The 25,342-nt window shown below is 60.2% G+C and carries 21 protein-coding genes; 10 read left to right on the top strand and 11 right to left on the bottom strand.

Annotation, left to right across the window (positions count from 1 at the left end):
* Positions 1 to 198 precede the first annotated feature (198 nt).
* The 5 genes from C2L64_RS49745 to C2L64_RS49725 all read left to right on the top strand — a co-directional run bounded on the left by C2L64_RS49745 (position 199) and on the right by C2L64_RS49725 (position 5,864).
* A complete protein-coding gene (locus tag C2L64_RS49745) occupies positions 199 to 1,710 on the top strand; it encodes an aldehyde dehydrogenase family protein (protein WP_086916437.1) in 1,512 nt (503 codons plus the stop codon).
* Positions 1,711 to 1,818: 108 nt separating this feature from the next.
* Positions 1,819 to 2,514, top strand: a complete 696-nt coding sequence (locus tag C2L64_RS49740; protein ID WP_158660665.1) for a helix-turn-helix transcriptional regulator — start codon at positions 1,819 to 1,821, stop codon at positions 2,512 to 2,514.
* Between the two features lie 127 nt (positions 2,515 to 2,641).
* Positions 2,642 to 4,081 (top strand): APC family permease, encoded by a 1,440-nt coding sequence (locus C2L64_RS49735; protein WP_086916439.1) that lies wholly within the window; start codon positions 2,642 to 2,644, stop codon positions 4,079 to 4,081.
* 66 nt (positions 4,082 to 4,147) lie between these two features.
* Positions 4,148 to 4,966, top strand: a complete 819-nt coding sequence (locus tag C2L64_RS49730) for a molybdenum cofactor biosynthesis F family protein (RefSeq protein WP_086916440.1) — start codon at positions 4,148 to 4,150, stop codon at positions 4,964 to 4,966.
* A 115-nt stretch (positions 4,967 to 5,081) separates the two neighbouring features.
* Positions 5,082 to 5,864, top strand: a complete 783-nt coding sequence (locus tag C2L64_RS49725) for an SDR family NAD(P)-dependent oxidoreductase (RefSeq protein WP_086916441.1) — start codon at positions 5,082 to 5,084, stop codon at positions 5,862 to 5,864.
* 14 nt (positions 5,865 to 5,878) lie between these two features.
* Here C2L64_RS49725 and C2L64_RS49720 read toward each other — a convergent pair whose 3' ends face one another.
* Positions 5,879 to 6,595: a TetR/AcrR family transcriptional regulator gene (locus C2L64_RS49720; RefSeq protein ID WP_086916442.1), complete on the bottom strand. Its 717-nt coding sequence runs from the start codon at positions 6,593 to 6,595 to the stop codon at positions 5,879 to 5,881.
* 218 nt (positions 6,596 to 6,813) lie between these two features.
* Here C2L64_RS49720 and C2L64_RS49715 point away from each other — a divergent pair, with 218 nt between their 5' ends.
* Positions 6,814 to 8,034, top strand: coding sequence for a porin (locus C2L64_RS49715; RefSeq protein WP_242684161.1), 1,221 nt, complete (start codon positions 6,814 to 6,816; stop codon positions 8,032 to 8,034).
* Positions 8,035 to 8,334: 300 nt separating this feature from the next.
* Here C2L64_RS49715 and C2L64_RS49710 read toward each other — a convergent pair whose 3' ends face one another.
* The 3 genes from C2L64_RS49710 to C2L64_RS49700 form a co-directional block, all read right to left on the bottom strand.
* Positions 8,335 to 8,544: a hypothetical protein gene (locus C2L64_RS49710; RefSeq protein WP_086916444.1), complete on the bottom strand. Its 210-nt coding sequence runs from the start codon at positions 8,542 to 8,544 to the stop codon at positions 8,335 to 8,337.
* Between the two features lie 693 nt (positions 8,545 to 9,237).
* Positions 9,238 to 10,167, bottom strand: a complete 930-nt coding sequence (locus tag C2L64_RS49705) for a LysR substrate-binding domain-containing protein (RefSeq protein ID WP_086916445.1) — start codon at positions 10,165 to 10,167, stop codon at positions 9,238 to 9,240.
* Between the two features lie 92 nt (positions 10,168 to 10,259).
* Positions 10,260 to 11,933, bottom strand: coding sequence for an electron transfer flavoprotein-ubiquinone oxidoreductase (locus C2L64_RS49700; protein WP_090838836.1), 1,674 nt, complete (start codon positions 11,931 to 11,933; stop codon positions 10,260 to 10,262).
* A 254-nt stretch (positions 11,934 to 12,187) separates the two neighbouring features.
* Between C2L64_RS49700 and C2L64_RS49695 the strand changes: the two genes are divergently transcribed.
* From C2L64_RS49695 to C2L64_RS49680, 4 genes are read left to right on the top strand one after another with little or no spacing between them, the layout of a single operon-like run.
* Positions 12,188 to 13,375, top strand: coding sequence for an NAD(P)/FAD-dependent oxidoreductase (locus C2L64_RS49695; protein ID WP_086916446.1), 1,188 nt, complete (start codon positions 12,188 to 12,190; stop codon positions 13,373 to 13,375).
* A 10-nt stretch (positions 13,376 to 13,385) separates the two neighbouring features.
* Positions 13,386 to 13,985 carry a HutD/Ves family protein gene (locus tag C2L64_RS49690; RefSeq protein WP_086916447.1) on the top strand — a complete coding sequence of 200 codons (600 nt, stop codon included), beginning with the start codon at positions 13,386 to 13,388 and terminating at the stop codon, positions 13,983 to 13,985.
* Positions 13,986 to 14,003: 18 nt separating this feature from the next.
* The gene (locus C2L64_RS49685) at positions 14,004 to 14,753 is read left to right on the top strand and encodes an electron transfer flavoprotein subunit beta/FixA family protein (RefSeq protein WP_086916448.1); all 750 of its coding nucleotides are present in this window, start codon (positions 14,004 to 14,006) and stop codon (positions 14,751 to 14,753) included.
* Positions 14,754 to 15,683, top strand: a complete 930-nt coding sequence (locus C2L64_RS49680) for an electron transfer flavoprotein subunit alpha/FixB family protein (protein ID WP_086916449.1) — start codon at positions 14,754 to 14,756, stop codon at positions 15,681 to 15,683. It begins immediately after the preceding gene.
* Between the two features lie 142 nt (positions 15,684 to 15,825).
* On the opposite strand, the gene hutG is transcribed toward C2L64_RS49680, so the two are convergent.
* The 7 genes from hutG to C2L64_RS49645 all read right to left on the bottom strand — a co-directional run bounded on the left by hutG (position 15,826) and on the right by C2L64_RS49645 (position 25,329).
* On the bottom strand, positions 15,826 to 16,632 hold the full coding sequence (hutG, locus tag C2L64_RS49675; RefSeq protein WP_086916459.1) for an N-formylglutamate deformylase: 807 nt from the start codon (positions 16,630 to 16,632) through the stop codon (positions 15,826 to 15,828).
* 80 nt (positions 16,633 to 16,712) lie between these two features.
* The gene (locus C2L64_RS49670; protein ID WP_086916450.1) at positions 16,713 to 17,108 is read right to left on the bottom strand and encodes a cupin domain-containing protein; all 396 of its coding nucleotides are present in this window, start codon (positions 17,106 to 17,108) and stop codon (positions 16,713 to 16,715) included.
* Between the two features lie 24 nt (positions 17,109 to 17,132).
* Positions 17,133 to 20,879, bottom strand: coding sequence for a bifunctional proline dehydrogenase/L-glutamate gamma-semialdehyde dehydrogenase PutA (gene putA / locus C2L64_RS49665; RefSeq protein ID WP_086916460.1), 3,747 nt, complete (start codon positions 20,877 to 20,879; stop codon positions 17,133 to 17,135).
* A gap of 77 nt (positions 20,880 to 20,956) precedes the next feature.
* Positions 20,957 to 21,790, bottom strand: coding sequence for an ABC transporter permease (locus tag C2L64_RS49660; RefSeq protein ID WP_086916451.1), 834 nt, complete (start codon positions 21,788 to 21,790; stop codon positions 20,957 to 20,959).
* 4 nt (positions 21,791 to 21,794) lie between these two features.
* Positions 21,795 to 23,078 carry an ABC transporter permease gene (locus C2L64_RS49655; RefSeq protein WP_242684162.1) on the bottom strand — a complete coding sequence of 428 codons (1,284 nt, stop codon included), beginning with the start codon at positions 23,076 to 23,078 and terminating at the stop codon, positions 21,795 to 21,797.
* A 51-nt stretch (positions 23,079 to 23,129) separates the two neighbouring features.
* The gene (locus C2L64_RS49650; protein ID WP_086916452.1) at positions 23,130 to 24,194 is read right to left on the bottom strand and encodes an ABC transporter substrate-binding protein; all 1,065 of its coding nucleotides are present in this window, start codon (positions 24,192 to 24,194) and stop codon (positions 23,130 to 23,132) included.
* A gap of 58 nt (positions 24,195 to 24,252) precedes the next feature.
* Positions 24,253 to 25,329, bottom strand: a complete 1,077-nt coding sequence (locus C2L64_RS49645) for an ABC transporter ATP-binding protein (protein ID WP_086916453.1) — start codon at positions 25,327 to 25,329, stop codon at positions 24,253 to 24,255.
* Between the last annotated feature and the right edge of the window lie 13 nt (positions 25,330 to 25,342).

Here is a 25,342-nt window from a genome sequence, read left to right as displayed (position 1 = left end):
ACCCCGTTTCGTAAGAAGCGGTTCGATCTGGGCGGCCCGTTGTTCGATCTAAAGCGCCTCAACCTGGTCAGCCAGCACACGATCATCCGTGCTTTTTGTAATGAACAGTGATCGGTATGCGGGTTTTGCCCAGGATTGCTTTCCAGATCGTCACAACCTATAAATAGGTCTATCGACCTAGTTACTGACGGAGACATCATGTTGCACGAAACGCCAAGCGCTCAACTTGTTGAGGTCCTGCCGCAAGTTACTGCCTTCCTCAAGAGGGCGCATGGTGCGTTTATCGATGGCAAATCGGTGACGCTGTCTACTGACCGTCTCGTTGACGTCTATAACCCCGCAGACGGGAGCGTCATCAGCCGAACAATCGCAGCAACGGAAGATGACGTGCGTCTCGCTGTCTCTAGCGCCCGCCGCGCTTTGCCCGTATGGCGCGACCTGCGTCCCGCCGACCGCGAACGCTGCCTTTTTCGTTTGTCGGAGTTGATCGAAGCGCACGGCGAGGAGCTGGCGCAGCTGGAGTCGATAAACCAGGGAAAGTCCATCAATCACACCCGCGCGATCGATGTCGCAGGGTCAGTCGAGTATGTGCGCTATATGGCAGGATGGGCGACGAAGATTGAGGGATCAACGCTCGATCTTTCCATTCCTATTCCTCCCGGCACTCGGAATCTCGGCTTTACATTGCGCGAGCCTGTCGGGGTGGTCGGCGCGATCGTGCCGTGGAATTTCCCAATGATGATCGCTCTCTGGAAAATTGCGCCAGCGCTCGCGTGCGGCTGCACGATCGTCGTCAAACCGTCGGAGGATACCCCGCTAACAGCGTTGCGCCTTGCAGAACTGGTAATTGAGGCCGGGATACCACCGGGAGTGGTGAATGTCGTACCTGGTTATGGTCGCGATGCGGGGGCGGCGTTGGTCGAGCATCCTGACGTCAACAAGATTACCTTTACGGGTTCAACGGAAACCGGACGCCGTATCGGGATTTCCGCGCTGCAGAACATGACGCGATTCGCTCTGGAGCTGGGAGGAAAGAATCCGCTCATTGTTCTGTCTGACGTCGATCTCCCGCAAATCATGCCAGGACTGATGGGCGCATGCTTCCTGAATCAAGGTCAAGTATGTGCGGCCGCGTCACGTCTTTATGTACATCGTTCCATCTACGATCGGTTTGTCGCGGACCTTGCCGGTGCCATGAAGGGCCTTAAGCTGGGACCCGGTCTGGATCCCTCAGCGGACATCCAACCACTTGTTTCCAGTGCGCATGTCGACAAGGTCGCTGCATTGGTCGAGACAGCCGGTAGAACTGCTGAGATCGTGACCGGTGGCCGCCGTCCGGACCGCAGTGGTTTCTACTTTGAGCCGACACTAGTCACCAATGCAGATGCTGAAAATCCATCTGTCCGCGACGAGATTTTCGGGCCGGTGATCAGTGTCACGCCGATCGCGGATCTCGAAGAAGCCGTGGCTCTTTCGAACGCATCGCGCAATGGTTTGGCCGCGAGCGTGTGGACGAACGATCTGAACTCCGCGCTGCGCGGCATACGGGCACTTGAGGCCGGCACGGTGTGGGTCAACAGTCACATCCCGGTTGATCCTAACCTGCCGTTCGGCGGTTTCAAGCAGTCGGGCATCGGACGTGAACACGGACGCCAGATGATTGAGCAGTACACAGAGCTCAAGTCGGTTTGCATCCCTGTTCCGCGCTGACGGAAGACAGGGTACTGGTTGACAAGAGATCGCGCTACATTGTCGGCCACGCGAACGGGTCACATGATTGAGCGGTCTCAAATCTTTCTTTCTGTGCAGGAATTCATCATGATCGAGGTCGGACATTACTCGACGATCGAACGGTTCATTGAGGAGACGATGAGCTGTTTCACACGCATGACTGGCGCGGAGAACCTTGCGTTATACATTCGCGACGTCGACTCGACGTTCAATCTTTTTGAACGACGCGGATTGCCAGATGCATTTCACCGTCTGTATCTCGATGAAATGTACCGCTACGATCCGTTTGACGAAAACATGAATGAGTTCCCCGGGGCCGACGTCGCGTTGTTGTCCGATTATCTGACGGAAAACGTCTCGCATATCGAGTACCGGCGGTTCCTTTCGTCCTTTCATATATCGAACATAGTCGAGCTTGTATTTAAATCTGGGCCTGGACTGCATGCTGGGATGAGCGTGTGCTTGCCAAAGGGATGTGACGCGTCCAGTGCCGAATCGATCTTCAACACTGCTCGGGCATTGCATCCGTACATCCTGTTCAACCTCGCAGCGCTGATGGGCGGTGGCAGACGCGGCGGCATGAACAGCCTGATGGCGCGGTACGGACTATCAAAGCGAGAGGCTCAGGTCGCGGAGCTCGTGTGTAAGGGCTTTAACAACGGAGATCTCGCAACGTCGCTTCATATAAGCGTAGCCACGGTAAAAACGCATCTGCTGCAGATATTCGGGAAGACGTCCGTGACAAACCGGACGGCGCTGGTCAGTCTGATGCTGAGCCAATAACAAAGGAGTAACCCTCCTGCTGGCTCAGCAGGAGGGTCAAGTTTGAAACGAAGGATTACTAACGCGTAAGCAAGCGCGAGAGTTCACAGATTCCGCTTTGGATGACATAGGAAATCAGGAGACGAAGATGCCGAACCAAGACAGGGACCAAACCTCCCTCAGGAAAGATGCACTCAGCTGGATCAGCATCGTGTTTTTAGTAATCGCCACGAACGGACCGCTGACTGCGCTCGTAGGCGGCGCGCCGCTTGCCATTGGCTTAGGTAATGGCGCAGGCGCGGCTGGGACCTATATTGTCATCGGCGTGCTTTATCTCATCTTCAGTGTGGGCTTTTGTGCGATGAGCCGGCATATCCGTAATGCGGGTGCGTTCTATGCCTACATTGCTCATGGACTCGGTCGCCCGTGTGGAATTGGCGGCGCCTTTCTGGCGATCCTCGCTTATAACGGGATGCTCATCGCCTGTTACGCGATGATCGGCTTTTTCCTCAGCTACGGGATCCATGCTCATTTTGGGATCGATATTCCGTGGTGGGTCTGCGCATTGGGCGCGATGGTGATCGTGTTCTATTTTGGTTACAAAAATATCGAATTCAGCGGACGTGTACTGTTTACGTTGATGCTCGCCGAAGTCCTGATCATCCTCGTGCTCGATGGCACGATTATCGGTAAAAGCGGGGCCAGCGCTGTTTCGGTCGCACCATTCCTGCCAGCGACGGTGTTCTCGCACGGCTTCGGGCCATCGATCGTATTCGTCGTGGGTAGTTACATGGGGTTCGAGACGACGGCTATTTATGCCGAAGAAGCCCGAGATCCGTCCCGTTCGATTCCGCGGGCCACATACGCGGCGGTAACGATCATCCTGGTGCTGTATGCCGCCTCCGTATGGCTAGTGACGAACGCTTACGGTATTCCGCAGGCACTCGAACAGGCGACAAAAAATCCGGGAGATATGTGGTTCGTCATTACGGAACGCTACCTCGGGAGTGGCGCTGCGGACGCGACGAACGTACTGATGATTACGAGTTTGCTGGCCGCGCTCATCAGCTTTCACAACACTTCGTCGCGTTATCTCTTTTCGTTGGGACGTGAGCGCATCATCTGGTCACGCTTCGCCAAATTGCATCCCGTGCAACAAACGCCTCACATCGCCGGCATCGTGCAAATTGCTGTCGGCATCATGATCATTGCAGCATCGGGCATCGGAGGGGCAGACGCCATGCTTGTCGTCGTTCCGCTTGCAAGCGTGCCCGCGGCGATTGGCATTGTGGCGGTCCAAGCATTGACCGCTCTCGCAGTGATCGGCTTTTTCTCCCGTGATCATCACGGCATCTCGGTCTGGCGCAGACTCATCGCACCGGCGATCAGCGCGGTCGGATTGACTGCCTGTCTCTATGAGATCGTCAAGAACGTCTCACTGATTACGGGCACTACTACATGGGTATCCGAATCGCTGCCATGGATGACGTTCGCTGTCGGTGTCGTTGGAGCGCTGTTCGCATATTGGCTTAAATCCGCGCGCCCACAACTGTATAGCGGCTTGGGAAGAATTCTGGACGAGGCCTGATCGACATACTTCCAAAATAGATTGTTTAGCTACCTTCATCGAAACACCTTTCATACGAGATTGAACATGAACTACAGCATTGCCGATACCGTGATGGACCAAAAGTACGTGCCAGTGGAAAACTGGCCGACGCTCGAAGAGATGGCGGAGGGATTTGCCGAACACAAGTATCCCCAGACCTCTGTACTCGCCGGGACTAAAGCGGCCCTCCGTTTCGAAAATGGATGGTTGATCGAACACCATTTCGTCGACGAGAAGACACTTACATGGACCATTCTCGAAGGCGAGGGCACTGGAATGTCCGCCTCCCACTCTTATGAGGCGATGGAGGTAAGACCAGGTATCGTCTTCGTGGATTTCTATAAGGATGGTTTCGACGAGGCCGTTACGCTTGTCTGGAAGCTTGCGAGCGGCAACGTCTTCGCCGCCGTATCGTCCTTTTTTGATCGGGATGGCGAGAAACGTACGAAGACCGCTTTCGTGACCGCGACGGTGGAAGGCAAACCGGCAAATGAACCGATCACGCAATCAGCATCTCTCGTCGGCAAACGCGTGCTGTACCGCTACAGCTCTGACGACTGGTATGAACACGTCTATCTCGGACGCGAGCAGATGGCATGGCACTGTGTCAACGGCGCCGAGACGGGCCTAGCCGATGTCGAGAAATGCGCCTATTTTGACGTGGCACCGGGCCTGACGATTCTCTTCTGGACCGAAACGATCATGCCCGTCGAATCAATCGTAGTGATCGATTTCGAGAGGATGCGTTCGACAGGCCGGTTCTTCTGCTGGGATCCGAAGCCCAACCGGATGGTTCATTTGACCTTTGGATCGAAGGCCACACTTCTCAACGAAACTACTTACCCCAGTTCATTCTCCGAGTAATGGGGCGGTGTCGCAGTTAGGTACTTACGTAATCGGGCGCCGCCCTCACCGGTGTGAGGGCGGCTTACGCGCGTCGCAAGACGCCTGAGATGACTGGGCTCGTTGGGGTATCGAGATGGTGCAGACTCGGAACGTTGTTATTACTGGTGCCGGAACGGGAGTTGGACAAGCGTGCGCGCGGCTTTTTGCTTCCCAGGGTGCGTGCGTTGCGCTTGTAGGAAGACGGCGCGCTCCACTGGAGGATGTGGCTGCAGAAACTGGCGGTCTGATACTCGAAGGTGATGCATCGAAGGAGAGCGACTGGTCGAGGTTCATGGAGCAACTGAATGATCAGGGCGGCATCGATGCGTTGATTGCGTGCGCTGGAGGGCTCGGAGCCGGTACTGCGCTGGAAACAACAGACGATGCCTGGGCGGCAGCGTTGCGAGCGAATCTTGATACTGCATTTGTGAGCGCCCGCGCCTGTCTGCCCGCGTTGATAAAGCGCAATGGATCGATCGTGTGCGTCGGGTCGATCTCGTCGCTGGCAGCGGCGTCGGCCATGTGCGGCTACACCACCGCGAAGCATGCGCTGCTCGGCCTGGTCAAGTCGCTGGCGCGCGACTACGGTCCTTCCGGAGTACGTGTCAATACCGTATGCCCAGGGTGGGTTCGCACACCAATGGCTGACGACGAGATGCAACCGCTGATGCAGCGTTACGGTTGCTCGCTTGATGACGCGTACGAACGCGTATGTGCTGACGTGCCGTTACGACGTGCGGCAAGTGCGGAGGAGATCGCGAGTGTTTGCGCCTTTCTCGCGTCGCCGGCCGCCGCAATCATCACGGGTGCCGTGCTAGTCGCCGATGGTGGTTCATCCATCGTTGACGTGCCGACTCTAGCGTGCGATCGTTTATGAACCGATGAATCGCTTCACTTCCTGTCAGCCGTATTCGAGGGCGCCGTAGCCAGAGACATCACCGCCCGCGCCAACTCGGCTTCAATACCCTTGAGATCGCGTGGGAACGATGTACGCTGAGGAATAAGGATCATTATTCCTTCAATCTGGCATGCAATGAGTGCCGCTCTCAACATACATTCCTGCTCGGTGAGAGCCGGGTTGATCTGGGCAATGAAACGAGAAAAGACGCTACGTTGTGCCTTGTAAATGCGGTCTACGATCTCGCGTGCGAAACCCTGCGTCTGCGCGAGAGCCCAGATGTTGAAGAAGACGGACTGCACTCGCGGCTTCTTGAGCTCGGCGACCGAGTTCCGCAGGACGGTTTCCAGACGCTCGGTCGGACTGAGCCTCGTGTCTTGTTCAACCGCCTCGAACTGCACGAGATACTCGGATGTGAGCTGAGTGATCACTGCACCGAGCAAGTCTTCGCGCGTTTTGAAGTGGAACTGAAGGTTCGACAGGCTAATGCCTGCGGCGCCCGCGACCTTGCGCATGGTGAGCTCGCCGTACCCCTCTTCCGAAAGCATGTCGGCGGCCAACGTCAGAATGCGTGCGGTCGTGTCGCGTCCGCGTTTGTTCGACACCCGCGCGGCTGGTATCTCCGTCGAACCATCGACGGAAGCACCGGTGTGCTGTGCGGATTTTGAATCATTGGCAACCAGCCGTGCATTGGCGACACTGCGGGGCATTCACTGCTCCATAACGCGTTTTCGAGCGCCTATTTTCTCGCATTTCCAGCTTATCAGATAGGGGCAATCTCCCCTTGGTAGTTTCCCGTGTATCGAAAAAAATCAGCCAAATGGCTGATTCTTTATCGAACCCGTCCAATAAGAATGTTCGAAATCGGTTCGGCTTTGCGCGTAGTGGGCCGAGACAGACATGACAATGATTTTAAGGAGACGGAGCGGTGAATCGGACACATCAAATGCTGGCAGTGGGCGTTGCAGGCTTGACGGTGATGGGTTTATCACAGTTAGCGCATGCCCAGAGCAGCGTTACGCTTTATGGCACGATCGACGCGGGCCTGACTTACGTGAATAACCAGCAGGTGGCGCGACCAGACGGCGGGGTCAGTGGGAAAAGCTCATGGTCCATGACGACAGGAAACCTTGCTCCCGCTGCGTTCGGCATCCGCGGCACGGAAGACCTGGGCGGTGGAACGAGCGCCATATTCAATCTCCAAAATTATTTCCTTGTGAACAATGGCGTGATGTTTCAGGCGAACAACCTCTTCGATGCAACAGCGATGGTCGGCCTTAAGTCAGAGAAATGGGGCCAGCTGACTTTAGGACGGCAATTTGACTCTTACACAAACGCGGTAGCTCCGTTTGCCGTTAGCAACCACTGGGCAGGCCCATTTGGCGCGCATTTCGGTGATATCGACAACCTCAATGCCGCGTTCAATCTGAATAACAGTGTCCAATATCAAAGTCCGGCATTCTACGGATTGAGCGTTGGAGGAACCTTCAGCCTGGGTAACCAGGCTGGCGCGTTCGCCACCAATCGTGCATGGGCTTTGGGCACCACGTATCAGCTGGGAGGCTTGTCTTTAGGCGCCGGCTATCTGTCGCTGCGTAACCCGCTCGACGCGGCTCTGGGCGGGCAATCCGGATATATCGGCGAATTGAGCTGCGGCCAGAGTCCTGCCAGCTATTGTGGACTCCACGATGCAGACGAGCTGAGGACATTTGGCCTCGGGGGAAGCTACGCATTTGGAGATCTGCTCGTGAGCGGCACGCTGACGCGAGCGAAGCTCCTCGCTAGCCGGTATCTGACGGCCACTGGCGGATCGGTCAGTGACGTGCGTTTCGATACAGCAGAACTGGGAGGGCTGTATAACGTGACGCCTGCGGTGCAGCTCGGCCTAGCCTACGCCTACACGCGCGCTGACATACGCGCAACTGACTCGGGAACCAACATACACAAGATTTCGATTGGCGGCATCTACAACCTGTCGAAGCGTACCCAGCTTTACGCGACAGGAAACCTTGAAAAAATGAGTGGTGCAGGACTCGGTATCAATCCTGTTACGGGATCCTTCGAAAATTATGCGCAGTTAGCGTATTTGGGTACTTCTAATTCTTCGACACAGCTTCAAGTCTCCGTCGGCATAAAACACACCTTCTAGTGGGCGGTGTCGTGTCGCGTCCCCTTTCCGTTATTCGCCGTCACGGCGTTCGGAACGCTCGAACTGAGAGCAACAAAAAAGCCCGCCGGGGACGCGACGGGCTGCTCGAAGTACCTATTGTCCGCGCGTCGAGGGCCATGCCACGGACGGTCAAATTCTAGCCCCCATAGCGGCCCCGCACAACGGCGCTGCGAGGGTTGCCCCACCGTGAGACGCGGGCGGCACAGCGGGCCGGACTGCAGCCACGCTGCACTTTCGCGGCAGAATAAGAAAGGCCCGCGGGCCTTGTTTTGCGCAAATCTACCGAGCCGGTCCGTCGACAACATCGAAGGGTGTGCGGGCTTGCATCTTTGCGATCCGAACGTTGTCCGGCTTGCCTAGCTGATGGCTGTGGACTTCCACGTAGCCCCCGTCGTAGCCGGGCGTCACAGAGACCACCGAGTAGCGGACCATCCCGGCGTGAATCCACACGTCCCCGGCCTGCAGGTCGTTCGCTTCCTTGGTTGGCATATGGTGGTACTCCAGTTTGACGCGCACTAGGCGCGGTCAACGAAACCCTTCAATTGCGAGGCAGGCGCAGCACCCTCTCGCCATAGTCCGTCACGTCGAAGCGTGCGAGCGGGTAAGTTCGATCGGCGCCGTGGTTCCAGTGGACCGTGACTGATATCGAACCCGGGAGCGGCTTCGTATAGCAGCCGTAGAACGTCTCGCCCTCGTAGGCCGTAATGAATCTGTCACTACCCCTCCCTAGTCTTACTGGCGATTTCCCGAAACGATCTGGATGTGACGACAGAACCAGGAACTCAGCGGCCCAGTTCGTGCAAGGTTGGAGCGAGTGTATATTTGCCGAACTCTGCAAAACAGAGCGGAAAAGCGAATCTCTTCTCGGCCAGTGGGAAGGTCGATGAAACCGGGCTTCCACACGGACTTGCTGTCAGAAGAGGTAAAGGAAACCGGAAGGTGCACCAAAGCGCTGGAGCATTGCGGCTGGACTGGATGTGAATACCCCCCGCGGGACAGTGTTGAGTCCGGTACTGGTTGGTGAGTAGCCTTTAGCACTCGTCCCTTAGACCTTGCCTTGGGAAAATACGCAGACGGCGGGAGAAGCCGCCTTCCGTCTGCCTGACTTGCGACCCGCGGCGCTTATCCCAAGGGACTTCCCCGGGTCAATCTCTGCTATTACCGAGGTCTCTTCGACCGCGCCTAAATACTCCCCTTCTCACCACCGAGCCAATCGATCAGCGCCTGAATTGCAGGCGTAAGCGCGCGGCCGTGACGAACCACGGCGAAGTACGAATCGCGTACCTTCAACGAGGCAACGTCCAGACGAACCAGTTCTCCGCTCGCCAGCAGCTCGTGCAGCAACTGCCCCCACCCGAGCGCCACGCCTTGCCCGTGCCGCGCCGCCTGCACCGCGTCCGTGTAAAGGCTGCAACGAAGCGCGTATCGCAGTCTCGTTGGCCGCGCGCCGAACGCATGAAACCACTCTTCCCACGCGAGCCAGCCCTCAGATGTCGAGTCATAGTCGATGAGTGCCGTGCCGGCAAGATCGGCCAGCGACTCCGGCGTCCCATTCGCCTCCAGCCAAGATGGCGAGCAGACCGGGAACACCTCTTCGTCGAACAGCCATGTCGACGTGCCGTCGCCCCAATTCCCGTTACCATAGCGAACCGCGACATCGACTTCGTTGTGACGCAGATCGGCGGTGAACATCTGTGTCGTCAGCCTCAGCTTCAGATTGGGTTGCAGCTGCTTGAGCCTTGCAAGCCGCGGCAGGATGCGAAACTGCGAAAAGGCGGCCGTCGTGGCCAGCACCAGTTCCTGTTCCTCGTTGCCGCTCGACAGGCGGTCGAAGATGCCCGCGATCTTCTGCATCGATTCGGCGACGACGGCAAACAGCGCCTCTCCTTCACGCGTGAGCCTGATCGAGCGGTGGCCGCGATGAAACAGCTGCACGCCGAGCGTCTCTTCGAGAATGCGTACCTGACGGCTGACGGCAGCCTGTGTGACGCCGAGTTCGTCGGCCGCGACCGTGAAGCTGCTGAGCCTCGCGACCGCTTCGAATTCGATCAGTGCGGTCATCGAAGGAATCAGCCGGCGATATCCCTTCGCGCCATCGGTTGCCGCTTTCATTGTGATTGTGCAGTCTGACGAGGTTGACGTGAGCGGGCGAGTTGTCAGCATCCCGGTCGCCTATGATATTCGACAACCTCGCTCATCGCCGTTCACATGTTTGGATAATTGGGCCCGCCGCCGCCCTCGGGCGTGACCCACACGATGTTCTGCGTCGGGTCTTTGATATCGCACGTCTTGCAATGCACGCAGTTCTGCGCGTTGATGACGAGCGAAGTCTTGCCGTCCGCATCCTCAGCAAACTCATATACGCCCGCAGGACAGAAGCGCGTCTCCGGCCCGGCAAACCTGTCGAGGTTCACACGAACAGGCGTCGATGCGTCTCCGAGCGTCAGATGCGCCGGCTGATTCTCTTCGTGATTCGTGTTCGACAGGAACACCGAAGACAGCCGGTCGAAAGTCAGCTTGCCGTCCGGCTTCGGATAGACGATCTCCTTGCATCCGGATGCGGGCTTCAAGGTTTCGTGATCCGAATGCCTGTGATGCAAGGTCCACGGAACGCGTCCGCCAAGCAGCTTCTGCTCGACACCGACCATCAGTGTTCCCGTGTAGAGTCCCTGGCTCATCCATTGCTTGAAATTGCGCGCGCGGTGCAGCTCTTCCTTGAGCCAGGACCGCTCGAACGCTTCGGGATAGGCAGCGAGTACGTCGTTCCGGCGCGCGCTGCGCAACGCGTCGAAGGCCGCTTCGGCGGCCATCTTTCCCGTCGCGATGGCAGCGTGACTCCCCTTGATACGCGACGCGTTCAAAAAGCCCGCCTCGCATCCAATAAGCGCGCCGCCGGGAAACACGAGCTTCGGCAGCGACATCAATCCGCCCGCTGCGATCGCTCGCGCGCCATAGGACACGCGCTTGCCGCCTTCGAGAAAGTTGCGGATTTCCGGATGCGTCTTGTAGCGCTGAAACTCTTCGAATGGCGACAGGTAGGGGTTCGTGTATCCGAGACCCACCACGAAGCCGACCACGACCTGACGGTTATCGAGGTGATAGAGAAACGAGCCGCCGTAGGTGTCGCTCTGCAGCGGCCAGCCCGCCGTGTGAATGACAAGCCCCGGCTTGTGCATCTTCGGGTCGATCTCCCATAGCTCCTTGATGCCGAGCCCATAGACCTGCGGATCGACGCCCTCGCACAGGCTGAAGCGCTCCATCAGTTGCCGGCCGAGGTGGCCGCGCGCGCCCTCTGCAAACAGCGTGTACTTCGCGTGTAGTTCCATGCCGAGCTGGAAGCTGCCCGTCGGTTCGCCGTTCCTGCCGATTCCCATGTTCCCCGTCGCCACGCCTTTCACTTCGCCCCGCTCGCCGTACAGCACTTCCGCCGCCGGGAAGCCGGCGAAGATCTCGACGCCCAGTTCCTCGGCCTGTTGCCCAAGCCAGCGCGCGACGTTCCCAAGACTGACGACATAGTTGCGGTGATTCCTGAAGTTGTCGGGAAGAAGCCAGTTCGGCACCTGCTTCGCCCCGCGTTCGGACAGGAACAGAAAACGGTCTTCCGTCACGGCTACGTCGAGCGGCGCGCCGCGTTCGCGCCAGTCAGGCACCAGTTCCTGCAACGCGCGCGGGTCCATGACGGCACCGGAAAGCGTATGCGCGCCGATTTCGGAGCCCTTCTCCAGCACGCAAACGCTGACTTCGGCGCCTCTTTCCTGCGCCAGCTGTTTGAGCCGGATCGCCGCAGACAATCCCGCAGGTCCGCCGCCGACGATGACGACGTCGTACTCCATGGATTCACGAGGTCCGAATTGCTCGATGAGAGTCTGTGTGTTCATGAGAAAAAACGTGTCCGGGTTCGTTGAGACCATCGTATGCCGGCCGGTTCGCACACTCGCGAGACATAAGCATCGCTGATGCTCCACTCAATCACCGCTTGAGTTTCCCGCGTGCAGAAGCCGCCTGGCGGCCCGGCACGCCAGGCATTGCGCGCCCCGCTTCTGCTAAAAATCGCCGTCGCTTATATTGGCGCGCCGGCGCTCCCGCCGCTTCACACTGCGTCCATGCCTTGCTCAAGAAAGGGAACGGACCCGTGAATACATATGACGTTGTTGTGATTGGCGCTGGCGTGATCGGCAGTTCGGTCGCTTTCCAGCTGGCGAAACTGGGCGCGAAAAATGTGCTCGTGCTCGACCGCGGAACCATAGGCGCGGGGACGACATCCCAGTCGTCGGGCATTCTCCGGACGCACTACTCCGTGAAGGAGAATGTCGAGCTTGCCCGCAAGTCCTGGGACGTTTTCAACAATTTCGCCTCGTACCTTGGCGACGACGAAGCGTCCTGCGGTCTCGTGAAGTGCGGCTACATGATCGTGGCAGGCGAAGGCGACAAGCTGGAACCCTTGCGCGCTTCGCTGGACCAGCAGAAAGAGCAAGGCATCCCGCTCGAACTGCTGAACACCCGCCAGGCGAAGGAACTGCTGCCCATTGCACAGTTCGACGATGCCGCGCTGATTGGCTACGAACCCGAGGCTGGCTTCGCCGACGCCTATCTGGTCGCCACCAGCTTTGCGCGCGCAGCGCGGCGTGGCGGCGTGACGATTCGCGAAAACGCGTCCGTGAACAGGATCATGTTCGACAACAACAAGGTGGTGGGCGTGTCGACCAGCATCGGCGACTTCGCGACCTCGATGGTCATCAGCACGCAGAACATCTGGACGCCCGAACTGTCCGGCTGGACGGGCCACAATCTCCCCGTCATGCCCGAGCGGCACGCCGTGCTCGCACTCGAATGCGATACGGCCAGATATACCTTCTCCATGCCCGTCTTCAAGGATCTCGCATCGCCGGGCATGCTCTATTACCGCAGCTACGGCGGCAACCAGATGCTCGTCAGCGAAGGCGTCGTCGGCGAAAAGCTGAACACCACCGAAACCGAACAAGGCGACATTCCGATGGACTATGTGGTCGAGGTCGGCGCACAGGTTGCGGAGCGCTTTCCCGCCTACGAAACGGCCGGCATCGCGTCTTCGTGGACGGGCGTGTACGACGTGACGCCCGACTGGAACCCGGTGCTAGGCAAGCTGCCGGGCATTGAAGGGCTCGTCGTCGGTTACGGTTTCTCGGGTCACGGCTTCAAGCTTTCGCCGACGGTTGGCCGCGTGCTCGCGCAAGAAGCGCTCGGTCTTGCCACTGATGTGCCTTTGAAGCCGTATTCGATCGAACGCTTCGCGACGGGCGATCTGCTGACGGGCAAATACGGCCTCGGCGCCGTGTCCTGAGGTACGGGTCATGTCGGCAATCGACATTCGCGCGATCGCATCGATACCCCTCGAACCTTGGCGCAACGGCGCAGGCGTCACGCGGACCTTCGCAGCGCAAGACAACGCGTGGCGCGTCAGTCTGGCGGAAATCGAACGGGATGGGCCCTACTCGCGTTTCGCGGGCGTTTCGCGCACCTCGCTGGTCCTTCGTGGCGGCGGTGTGGCGCTTCGACACGACGCGTCGGTCGTCATGCTCAAGCCGTTCGAGGCGGTCGAATACGACGGCGACAAAGCGTGGATGGCCAGCCTGGTCAGCGGGCCGGTCACCGCACTCAACGTGATGAGCGCGAGCGGCCGCTATCGAACGCGAGGGCGCGCACTCGTCGACACGATGATCGTGCCGCCCGGTTGCGCTGTGGTCGTCGTGGCGCCCGGCAGCGGCTGCAGCTTCTCGGAACCGGGAACGATGACCTGCGGCGATGTCGCGCCCGGTCACGTGCTCGTCGCAAGGCACCTGAGCCGGCCACTGCGGCTCGTGCCCGGCGAGCACGCTGTTGACTCGCAAGGCTTGAACGGATTGCCCGTGCTCGTGACCATCGAACCGGCCGCTATCCGGACGAACGATTGAATCCCTGAGGATGGAAAGATGAAAGTGATTACGGCAGTGAAACGCGTCGTCGACTACAACGTGAAGGTTCGCGTGAAGTCCGACCAGAGCGGCGTCGATATCGGCAACGTCAAGATGTCGATGAACCCGTTCGACGAAATCGCGACGGAAGCGGCAACCCGTCTGAAAGAAGCCGGCCAGGCTACGGAAGTCGTCGCGGTGTCGTGCGGTGTTGCGCAAAGCCAGGAAACCTTGCGGACCGCGCTCGCCATCGGCGCGGATCGCGGCATCCTCGTCGAAACGGATGTCGAACTGCAACCGCTCACGGTCGCCAAACTCCTGAAGGCCGTGATCGACAAGGAGCAGCCGCAACTGGTCATTCTCGGCAAACAGGCGATCGACGGCGACGCGGGCCAGACGGGACAACTGCTGGCCGCGCTGCTGGATTGGCCGCAGGCCACCTTCGCGAGCCACATCGACATCAACGGCGACACGGCGACCGTGACGCGTGAAGTAGACGGCGGCCTCGAGGTCCTCTCGCTCCGCCTGCCCGCCATCGTGACCACGGACTTGCGTCTGAACGAGCCCCGCTACGTGACCCTGCCGAACATCATGAAGGCGAAGAAGAAGCCGATCGAAACCGTGAAGCCAGCGGGCCTCGGCGTCGATCCGGCGCCGCGCCTCAAAACGCTTAAGGTCGTCGAGCCGCCTGTCCGCCAGGCCGGCGCGATCGTGCCCGACGTTGCGGCGCTCGTCGAAAAACTGAAATCTGAAGCGAAGGTGATCTGAATGACGACTCTGGTTATTGCCGAACATGATAACGCGCAACTGAAAGTCTCCACGTTGCACACGGTTTCAGCCGCGCAAAGGTTCGCGAACGGCGTTCATCTGCTCGTGGCGGGCAGCGGTGCGAACGCCGTTGCCGACGCGGCAAGCAGGATTGCGGGCGTAGACAAAGTGATCCTCGTCGATGCGCCGCACTTCGCGGACGGCCTTGCAGAAAACCTTGCCGCGCAGATCGTCGCGCTCGCAAGCGACTACACGCATGTTCTTTTCCCCACGACGGCTGCCGGGAAGAACACCGCACCGCGCGTCGCCGCGAAGCTCGACGCGTCGCAAATCTCGGACGTGATTGCGATCGATTCGGACGATACCTTCCAGCGGCCGATCTATGCGGGCAATGGAATCGCTACTGTTCAAACCGCCGACCGCGTGAAGGTCGCGACGATCCGCACGACGGCGTTCGAAGCAGCCGCACCCGAAGGCGGCAGCGCCACCGTAGAGAACGCGCCCGCCGTCGCCGACACCGGCCTGTCGACCTTCGTTCGACGCGAAATCGCCACGAGCGACCGCCCCGACCTGACGGCCGCACGCGTGGTCGTATCCGGCGGACGCGGCCTCGGCAGCGCGGAAAATTTCGCGATCCTCGATCCGCTCGCCGAAAAGCTGGGCGCCGCAATCGGCGCGTCGCGCGCCGCCGTCGATTCGGGCTACGCGCCCAACGACCTGCAAGTGGGACAGACGGGCAAGATCGTCGCGCCCGAGCTTTACATCGCGGTCGGCATTTCGGGGGCGATCCAGCACCTTGCGGGCATGAAGGACTCGAAGGTCATCGTCGCGATCAACAAGGATGCCGAAGCGCCCATCTTCGGCGTCGCTGACTATGGACTGGTCGGCGACCTCTTCGAAGCCGTGCCGAAGTTGACGGACTCGGTGTGATCGTCCTGAGTACTCGTTGCAGCGCCGCGTCGCGGCGCATTGCATCTCCAGCAGCGAGCGACGTGTTCAGCCGCCTTTACGCCATATCGGCAAAGGCGGCTTTTTTCTGCTCGTGACGGTCGTTCGCTTCGTACGGATGGTCTCAGGCATGTATCGACCTGGCAGCATCCAAAGCCGCGCAGATCATTCGCTCGACGACGGGACTGGCCTGCGCGGCCAGTTCGGGACGATAGTCGAACGGCGGAGATTCGTTCATGTACACCGATTGACACATTTCCAGCTGGACGGCGTGAATCCCTGCTTCGGGTTGCCCGTATGCACGCGTGATGTAACCGCCTTTGAACCGGCCGTCAATCACCGACGTGAACGTCTTCTGTTGCTTGAGCGCCCCTTCAATCGCATCGACGATGCGCGCATCGCAGCTTTGCCCCGAATTCGTCCCGACGTTCAGGTCCGGCAATTTGCCATCGAAAAGCCGAGGCAATACGCTGGCGATCGAATGCGCCTCCCATAGCAGTACGGCTCCGAATCGGGCCTTGAGCCGGTCCAGTTCTTCGCGAAGCTTCGCGTGGTAGGGGTGCCAACAGGTATCGAGCCGCCGCTTGATTTCGTCGGCAACCGGTGCGCTGCTATCGCGATACAGCGCCTCGCCTCTGAACGTTTCCGTCGGGCAAAGGCCCGTGGTCGTCTGGCCGGGATACAGGCTCTCCCCCGTGGATGGCCGGTTCAGGTCGATCACGTAGCGCGAATAGCGGGCGCCCAGCACGGATGCGTCAAACCGTTGCGCAAATCCGTATAGCCGGTCGAGGTGCCAGTCCGTATCGGCGACCTGACGCGCGACGTCCGTCAACTGGTCGCGCACATCGCCCGGGATGTCGGTGCCGAGATGCGGCATGGAAATGAGTAGCGGTATCGAGCCTTGTCGAAACCGGAAGGCCGTATCGGTCAAGATGAACTCCATAGTCAACCGCGCGCGTGTTCACGTGATCCCGTGAACCGCGCGCGCGTTCGTCATGAGGAAAAGCCGCGTCACGAAGACGCGATGCTGGAACCGCTATGAGCGACGACGAGAACGGTACAACCGCTCGCGGAAGTCGTGCTGTGTGTTGAACCCGCGGGCCAGGTCACGGTGTGACCGGGCAGATAGTCGCTGCCGTCGTCATCCGTGAAGACGCCGTCGAGCACCATGATGAGTTCGGTCGCGTCATGCCGATGCACGGGCGAGCGTGCACCGGGTTCGACGCGCATCCAGTAGCTCGTCCATCTGCCGCTCTCGTCGTCCGCGACGGGTATCGAGAAGAAGCCGGGCAGCACGGTATCGCCGATTTTCATCGGCTGCCAGTCGCTTGCGGCGATGGCGTACCATCGCCGGCCGGGCGCGGCCTTCAATTCCGCGAGCGGTTTCAGCGAATTAGCAACGCTCATTCTCCCGCCCCATCACATGTGCGATCAAAACGCATCTTCACTCATCACCATCAGTTGCGTGTTGCCACCGGCGGCACTCGCGTTCACGGTCGTGACGCGTTCGCGCACCAGTTGCGTCCAGTCGTAGAGGCCGGAATCGTCCGCCACGACGACTGCAATCATCGCCTCGGCTGCCAGGCTGCGGATGGTGTCGAGACCGTGCTGGCCGGGTGTCGCCAGCACAACGGCGGGACGCACGCCGGGAACGTCTCCACGCAGAATCCGCGCGGCATCTGCGGCGTCGATCACGCGGCATCCGGCACCCAGGGTATTGGCGATTTCTTCCGAGAGCTGGCATTTCAGCAATACGACTTCATTGCCGAAAGCGGCTGCAGCGATGGCTTGCGCAATCACGGCCGATGTTGAATCCGCGGCGCACAACACCTGTCCACGAGGCAACAACTCAACCGTGTTCTCTTCGCCCGTCAACGCAGGCAAACCAAGCGGCCGCATCGCCGCAAGCATTTCGCTCACGCGGCTTCTGAAATCGCCGAGCGCCGCGAGATCCTTTGCATGGGCACCGCGCGACGAAGCAAGGTTGAACAGCGCATCGAGGTGATGACGTTGTGCCGACCGCGCTTTGGCCGCAGCCGTCTGGCGGCTGACCCGCTTTCCGTCCGGACCTTCGACCGGAAACTCGAAGAACTTTTCGCTCACTGCGGTTGCCGTTGCAGCGAACGGGCCGCTTGCGGCCTCGAACGATAACGCGGCCTGTTGCGTAAGACTGGCAAGCGTCAGCGGGCCGCCTGCCATCGGGCCCGTGCCGCTCGCATCGACACCGCCGAACGGCTGCATGCCCACAAACGCACTGTGCATCGCGCGATTGATGCAGACACTGTTGGCCCTGGTTAGCGACAGCAGCTTTCCCGCCGCCTCGTTGATGCGCGTGTGCAAGCCTTGCACGCCGCAACCGCGTTCATTGAGCGCGTGCAACAACGCGTCCATCTCCCCCGTCCTGTATCGCAGCACATGAACGATAGGACCGGCGACGGCAGGATCAATCGAAGTCAACGCACCCACATCGCCGATATCCACAATCGCAGGCGCGACATAATTTCCCTTGCTGCAATCGCCCGAAAGCTTGCCGCGCACCACCGTCATACCACTCTGCTTCAATTGCGCAAGGTAGGCTTCGGCGCGGTCTCGCGCGCGGCGCGTGGCCACAGGTCCGATATCCGTTGCAGCGCTCAGCGGGTTGCCCGTCATGCGCTCGCTCAACATGCCGTTGAGCATGCGCAGCACCTTGCCCGCAGTCGAATCCTGCAGACACAAAATGCGCAACGACGATGCCGACTGTCCGGCGTTCCTGAAAGCAGAGACAATCGCGTCGGATATGACCTGCTCGGGCAACGCGGAACTATCGACGATCATCGAATTGACGCCGCCGAACACGCCGATCAATTTCGGTGCTTTCGGCAACGCTGCAAGCTGGATCGAAACAGCACGGCCCGTTTCGCGTGAACCCGAAAAAAGAACCCCTGCTACTCGACGATCGGACAACAGCGCCCGTCCAACCGTGCCGCCATCGCCCAGCACGATTTGCAACACGCCGTCGGGCACGCCGCATTGAACGAACAGTCGCGCCGCTTCATAGGCAACCAGTGACGCGTCCGACGATGGCTTTGCCACAACGACATTCCCCGCTGCGAGCGCGGACGCAATATGCCCGACAAACGTCGTCAGGGGCGACGACGCCGGCGTGATGCTCACTACGACGCCAAGTGGCTCGGCGCTAGCGAGCCGCGTATCGGACGAGATCTGGTACGCGTACAGGCGGCACAAATTCACCGAACTTCTGACTTCGTCGACGGCCTCGGCGAGCGTCGCGCCGTTTTCCAGCACGAGAAGTGCGCCGAACCGTTCAGCGTTTTTCTCGAGCGCGTTCGCAACGTCTTCGAGCATCGCCGCGCGCGTATCGGGCGCGGCGCGTCCCCACGACGTCAAAGCCTGCGACGCGGCCGCGCATGCCCTCTCGACGGCATCGATCCTGCAACTCGCGACACTGCCGATTACCTCCGACGCGTCGCTCGCACTGTAGACGAGCGCCGTCGCATCGGACGCAAGCTCGCCCGCGCCCGCCACGATCGACTGCGCAACGACGCGATTCGTGCGTACGTCCGCAACCGCCTTGTCGAATGCGGCAGACGCCGCAAACTGCATGGGCGCGGCATTGAGCCGGCCCGGCAGCACGCCGCGAGGCGAAGCAATACCCGCATGCGGTTTGCCGCCCGTGCGCGCAGCCCTGGCAACCGGGTCTTCGACGATATCCGCGATGCTGACGGCCGGATCGACGATCTGATTCACGAAAGAAGAGTTCGCGCCGTTTTCGAGCAGCCGCCGCACGAGGTAGGCGAGCAGCGTCGCATGTGGTCCAACGGGTGCGTAAATCCGGCACGGACGGCCCAGTTTCGTCGGTCCGACGACCTGGTCGTACACCGTTTCGCCCATCCCGTGCAGACACTGGAACTCGTATTCCTTGTTCCCCGCCAGCGTATGGACGGCGGCAACCGTGAAGGCGTTGTGCGTGGCAAATTGCGGAAAGATCGCGTCAGGCGCGTCAAGCAAGGCCTTTGCGCAAGCGATGTAGCTCACGTCCGAATGGACCTTGCGGGTGAAGACGGGGTAGCCGGCGGCGCCCGCATCCTGAGCGAGCTTGATTTCAGTGTCCCAGTAAGCACCCTTGACCAGCCGGATATTGATGCGGCGGCCTGTGGAGCGGGCCAGCGCGATGATCCATTCCGCCACGGCCCAGCCGCGCTTCTGGTACGCCTGCAGCGAAATCCCGATGCCGTTCCAGCCCTTCAGCGTCGGCTCCATGCACAGGCGCTCCAGCATTTCGAGCGTCAGGTCGAATCGCGCGGACTCTTCCTGGTCGAGGTGAAAGCCGATGCCGTATTGCTTCGCGAGTTGCGCGAGTTGCAAGAGGCGCGGATACAGCTCGATCAGAACCCGCTCGCGTTGCGCCAGTTCGTAGCGCGGGTGAAGCCCGGATATCTTCACCGATACGCCTGGCCCGTCGATCGGCCCCTTGCCCTTCGCGTCCTTGCCGATCGCTTCGATTGCATGGCGATACGATTCGAAATACGCCTGCGCATCCTCGTCGGTCAGAGCGGCCTCGCCCAGCATGTCGTACGAGTATCGGTAACCGCCCGATTCCCGGCCCTTTGCCACGCCGATTGCCTCTTCGATGGTTTGGCCCGTGACGAACTGCTTGCCCAGCATGCGCATCGCGTAGGCGACGCCCGCGCGCACGACAGCTTCGCCGCCCTTTCTCACCACCCGCGTCAGTGCTTCCGCCAGTGCGTTCTCATCCGGCTGCTTCAGCAGCTTGCCCGTGACGAGTAGTCCCCACGCCGTCGCATTGACGAACAGCGACGGCGACTTGCCGATGTGCGCCCGCCAGTCCGCATCGACGATCTTGTCGCGAATCAGCTGGTTGCGCGTCGCCGTATCCGGAATACGGAGCATCGCTTCCGCCAGACACATCAGCGCGATGCCTTCGCGGCTGTCGAGCGAGAACTCCTGCGTCAGCAGATCGACGCCGCCTGCATCGATGCGCGCGTCACGCACGCCTTGCGCCAGACGCCCGGCCAGCGCCTGCGTCGTGGCAAGCGTCGGCGCATCCATACGCGCCTGCTGCATCAATTGCTGAACGACCGCTTCTTCAGGCAAGGCCGTTGCGTCGCGGATGCGCTGGCGCAGCGTGGCGAGGTTCGTCGTGGCGGCCTGCATGGCTTGGATTTCCGACAACATGATGAGATGACCCGATGAGTGCGTGCTTCAAAACGAGTGGTTGGGATATGTCACAGTCACAATGCGGCGGCGCCACGCAGACGCTCGGACCGGCGGCGCAACAGTTCCAGCGTGACGAGCAGCAACGTCGAGATGACGACGAGGACGGTTGCCACCGCGAGAATCGTCGGGCTCAGCTGTTCGCGGATACCCGACCACATTTGCCGCGGCACCGTGCGCTGATCCGTGCCCGTCAGAAAGAGCGCGACGACGATTTCATCGAACGACGTCGCGAACGCGAACAGTGCGCCCGACACCACGCCCGGCGCGATGATGGGAAGCTTCACCTGCATGAAGACGCGCACGCGCGACGCGCCGAGGCTGCGGCCCGCGCGCGACAGCGTTTCGTTGAAACCGGCGAGCGTCGCCGTGACCGTCACCACGACGAACGGCACGCCAAGCGCGGCATGCGCGAGAATCAGCCCCGTCAGACTGTTCGTGAGACCGAGCGGGCTGAACGCGAAGTACACGCCCACGGCCGTGATGATGAGCGGCACGATCATCGGCGAAACCAGAATGCCCGTCACGAGCGCCTTCCCTTTCAGACGCGGATGCATCAAGCCGAGCGAAGCCGTCACGCCGAGCACGGTTGCGATGAGCGTCGACACGATGCCGACGATCATCGTGTTCTTGAGCGCGAGCATCCAGTCTGGGCTGTTGATGAAATCGTGATACCAGCGAAGGCTCACGCCCTGCATCGGATACGTGAAGTACGGCTGCGAGTTGAACGACAGCGGCATCACCACGAGCACGGGCGAAACGAGGAACAACAGCACGGCCAGCGAGACGCCGACGTGAGCGAACCGGCCGAGACGTCCCCAGACCGTGACGTATGCGGGAAAGTTGAACATGGCATTACCCCAGTTTCACACCGCCGCCCGTCATCCGGACGAAGATCGCATAGACGAACAGCACGCCCGCCAGCAGAATGGATGCGAGCGCGCTGGCGAGCCCCCAGTTCAGCGTCGCGTTCACATGATTCGCGATGTAGTAGCTCGCGAGCTGATCATCCGGTCCGCCGACGATGGCGGGCGTGATGTAGTAGCCAACAGCGAGAATGAACGTCAGCATGCCGGCTGCGCCTACGCCCGGCAGCGTCTGCGGAAAATAGGCCTGAAAGAAGGACAGAATCGGGCCCGCGCCGAGCGAGCGCGCCGCTTTCATGTAGATGTTCGGCACGCCCTTCATCACCGCGTACAGCGACAGGATCGCGTAGGGCAAGAGGATGTGCGTCATCGCCACCAGCACGCCGAAGCGGTTGTAGATCAGCGCGAAGCCTGACTGCGTGAGACCCATGTGAATGAAGAGATCGTTGAGCACGCCGTTGGTCTGCAGCACCACGACCCACGCGGTGGTTCGAACCAGAATGGACGTCCAGAACGGCAACAGCACCATGATCATGAACAGGTTGCTGTAACGCGCGGGAATGTTCGCCAGAAAGAAGGCGACGGGATACCCGAACAGAAGACACAGCGCGCTCACGGCAAGACTGACCCACGCGGTCCGCACGAACACATCGACATATAGCCGCTCGCCCGGCGCTTGACGGACGATCGAACCGTCGCTGTCGCGTTTGAAATCGAATGCCTTCAGGTAATAGCCGAGCGTCCACGGCGAGGATGCATATTTGAGCGTGGACCACGCCCCGATGTCGTCCCAGCGCGGATCGATGGCCGACAGGCGTTGATGCCATGTCCCCGTGTCGCTATCGCCCAGACGGCGCGCAGTCTTCATGACGAGACTACGCATGCCCGCTTCGTCGTAATTGAGGCGCGACGCCACGCGGCTCACGCCTTCATTGGCCTTCGCTGCAAGAAGATCCTTGCCGAACGCGTCATAGACATGCTCACCGGGCAGCTTTCCGGCAGCAGGATTCCATTCGCGAAGCAGCGCTGCCGTGGCAGGCATTTCCTGCGAAATCGTCGGGTCGCGGAAGCTCTTCATCAACAGGCTGCCGATCGGAACCAGAAAGGTGACGAGAAGGAAGGCCAGCAGCGGCGCGATCAACAACATCGCCTTGGTACGCTCGGCGCGCTCCGCGCTGCGCAGCTTCGACTTGAGGCTTTTCGAATCGCCGATGTAAATCGGCTCGGACTCGCCAGCTGCTGGTACGGCAATATCAGTGGGAAGAATCATCATGGTCCGGCGGCTGATACCGCGCCCTCCTCGTCAGTGCTACACCAATTCCAGTTACTTCTGGCTCAGCCAGACCGCGAACTTCTGGTTCAGGTCGTCCGAATGGTCGGCCCAGAACGCCGTGTCTTCATCGATCGCGCCTTTCTGATTGGCGGGTGCCGTCGGCAGATAAGGTGAGACCTTGGCGTCGACCAGCGGAATCGATGACTTGCGCGCCGGACCATATGCCGTCAGCGGCGCAAGCTTGGCAAGCACATCAGCTTGCGTCGCGTAGCGCACAAAGTCCTGCGCGGCCTTCAGGTTCTTCGAGCCCTTCACGATCGCGTAGCCTTCGATGTTCTTGACCTGACCATCCCACAGGAAGCCGAACGGCTTTTTGTCGGTGATCATCGCGCTGTAGATGCGGCCGTTGTAGGCGCTACTCATCGTCACTTCACCGTCGGCGAGAAGCTGTGCCGGCTGCGCGCCCGTTTCCCACCAGACGATCGACGACTTGATCGTGTCGAGCTTCTTGAATGCGCGATTCAATCCTGCGGGCGTGGACAGCATCTTGTAGACATCGGCGGGCAGCACGCCGTCGGCGAGCAGCGCCCATTCCAGCGCGCCTTCGGGCGACTTGCGCAGCCCGCGCTTGCCGGGGTATTTCTTCAGGTCGAAGAAGTCGGCGATCTTCGTCGGCTCATGTCCCTTGAACTTGTCGGTGTTGTAGGCGATGAGCGTGGACCAGGCAATGCTGCCCACCAGACACTCCGACAGGCCGCCCGCAATGAAATCGCTCTTTGCGGGCGTGCCATCTTTGGCCGGTGCGAGCGTGGTGGGATTCACCTTCTCGAGCAAGCCCTCGTCGCATGCACGGATCGCGTCGGCCAGCTGCATGTCAACGACGTCCCACGTGACATTGCTGGTTTGCACCTGGCTGCGGACCTGCGCGATGCCGCCGTTGTACGTGTCCGTCTTGAGCTGCACACCGGCCTGCTGCGCGAACGGTTTCGCGGCCGTGCTCTCCTGCGCGTCCTGCCACGCGCCGCCCCACGACGTGAACGTCACCTGAGCCGCCGATGCCGCCGTGCTCACGCAACCACATGCGATAAGGATTCCTAAAGCGTATTTCGGGTTCATCTGCTTCACTCCGTCGATAAATGGTCTAGAAAATCAGTGAGGCTTTACCTGACTGAAACTATTGCAAGGCTCGGCATGCTTCAGCCATCCAGCCAACGTGTACGGAGTCGCCGATACGCAATTGACGCGCAGCGCCGTCATTTGGAAGCTTGACAATGAAATCGTTTCGCCCGCAAACCTGCATCACTACCCGGAGATGATCTCCGTAGTAGATCAAATCCTTCACACCACCTTGAAAGACGTTGTCGCACCTGCGCGCGTCGTCTCCGATCGAAATGCGCTCCGGGCGCAACGAGATGCTCGCGTGACCCGACGCGCGGATAGCGGGGCCCGCGCTCGCCTTGATGCGATGCCCGTTGTCGAGGCTGATCGTGCAGTGCTCGCGCTCGAGCGTCGACACCGTGCCGAGCAACTCGTTGCTTTCGCCGATGAAGCGCGCGACGAACGCGTTCTCGGGCTGTTCATACAACACTGACGGCGAGGCCAGTTGCTGGATGATGCCGTTGTTGAACACCGCGATACGGTCGGACATCGTCATCGCCTCGCCCTGGTCGTGCGTGACGTACACGACCGTGAGACCGCTCTGCTCGTGGATCTGCTTGATCTCGTACTGCATCTGCTCGCGCAGCTGCTTGTCGAGCGCGCCAAGCGGCTCGTCCATCAGCACCAGCGCCGGCTCGAACACCAGCGCGCGCGCAACGGCGATCCGCTGCTGCTGGCCACCCGACAACTGCGCGGGCATGCGGTTGGCGAACTTCTCCATGTTGACCATCGCGAGCGCCCGCTTCACCTTTTTCGCGATCTCGTCTTTCGATACTTTTCGCACCTTCAGCGGAAACGCGAGGTTCTCCGCGACGGATTTGTGCGGGAACAGCGCATAGCTCTGAAAGACCATGCCGATATTCCGGCGCTCGGGCGGAATGCGGTTGATCGGCCTCCCCTGAAGCAGAATCTCGCCGTGCGTGGCCGTCTCGAAGCCGGCGAGCATCATCAGACACGTTGTCTTTCCAGAACCCGACGGTCCGAGCATCGTCAGGAATTCACCCTCCTGAATCTCCAGGTTGAGGTTCTTGACCACGAGGGTTTCACCGTCATAGGTCTTCTGCACATTCTTGAAAGAGACAATGGTTGACATCACGTTTCCTCAG

This window comes from Paraburkholderia hospita, assembly GCF_002902965.1.
GTDB lineage: Bacteria > Pseudomonadota > Gammaproteobacteria > Burkholderiales > Burkholderiaceae > Paraburkholderia > Paraburkholderia hospita.
Note: the sequence above shows the minus strand (reverse complement) of the source record. Positions and strands in the feature narration are given on the sequence as shown.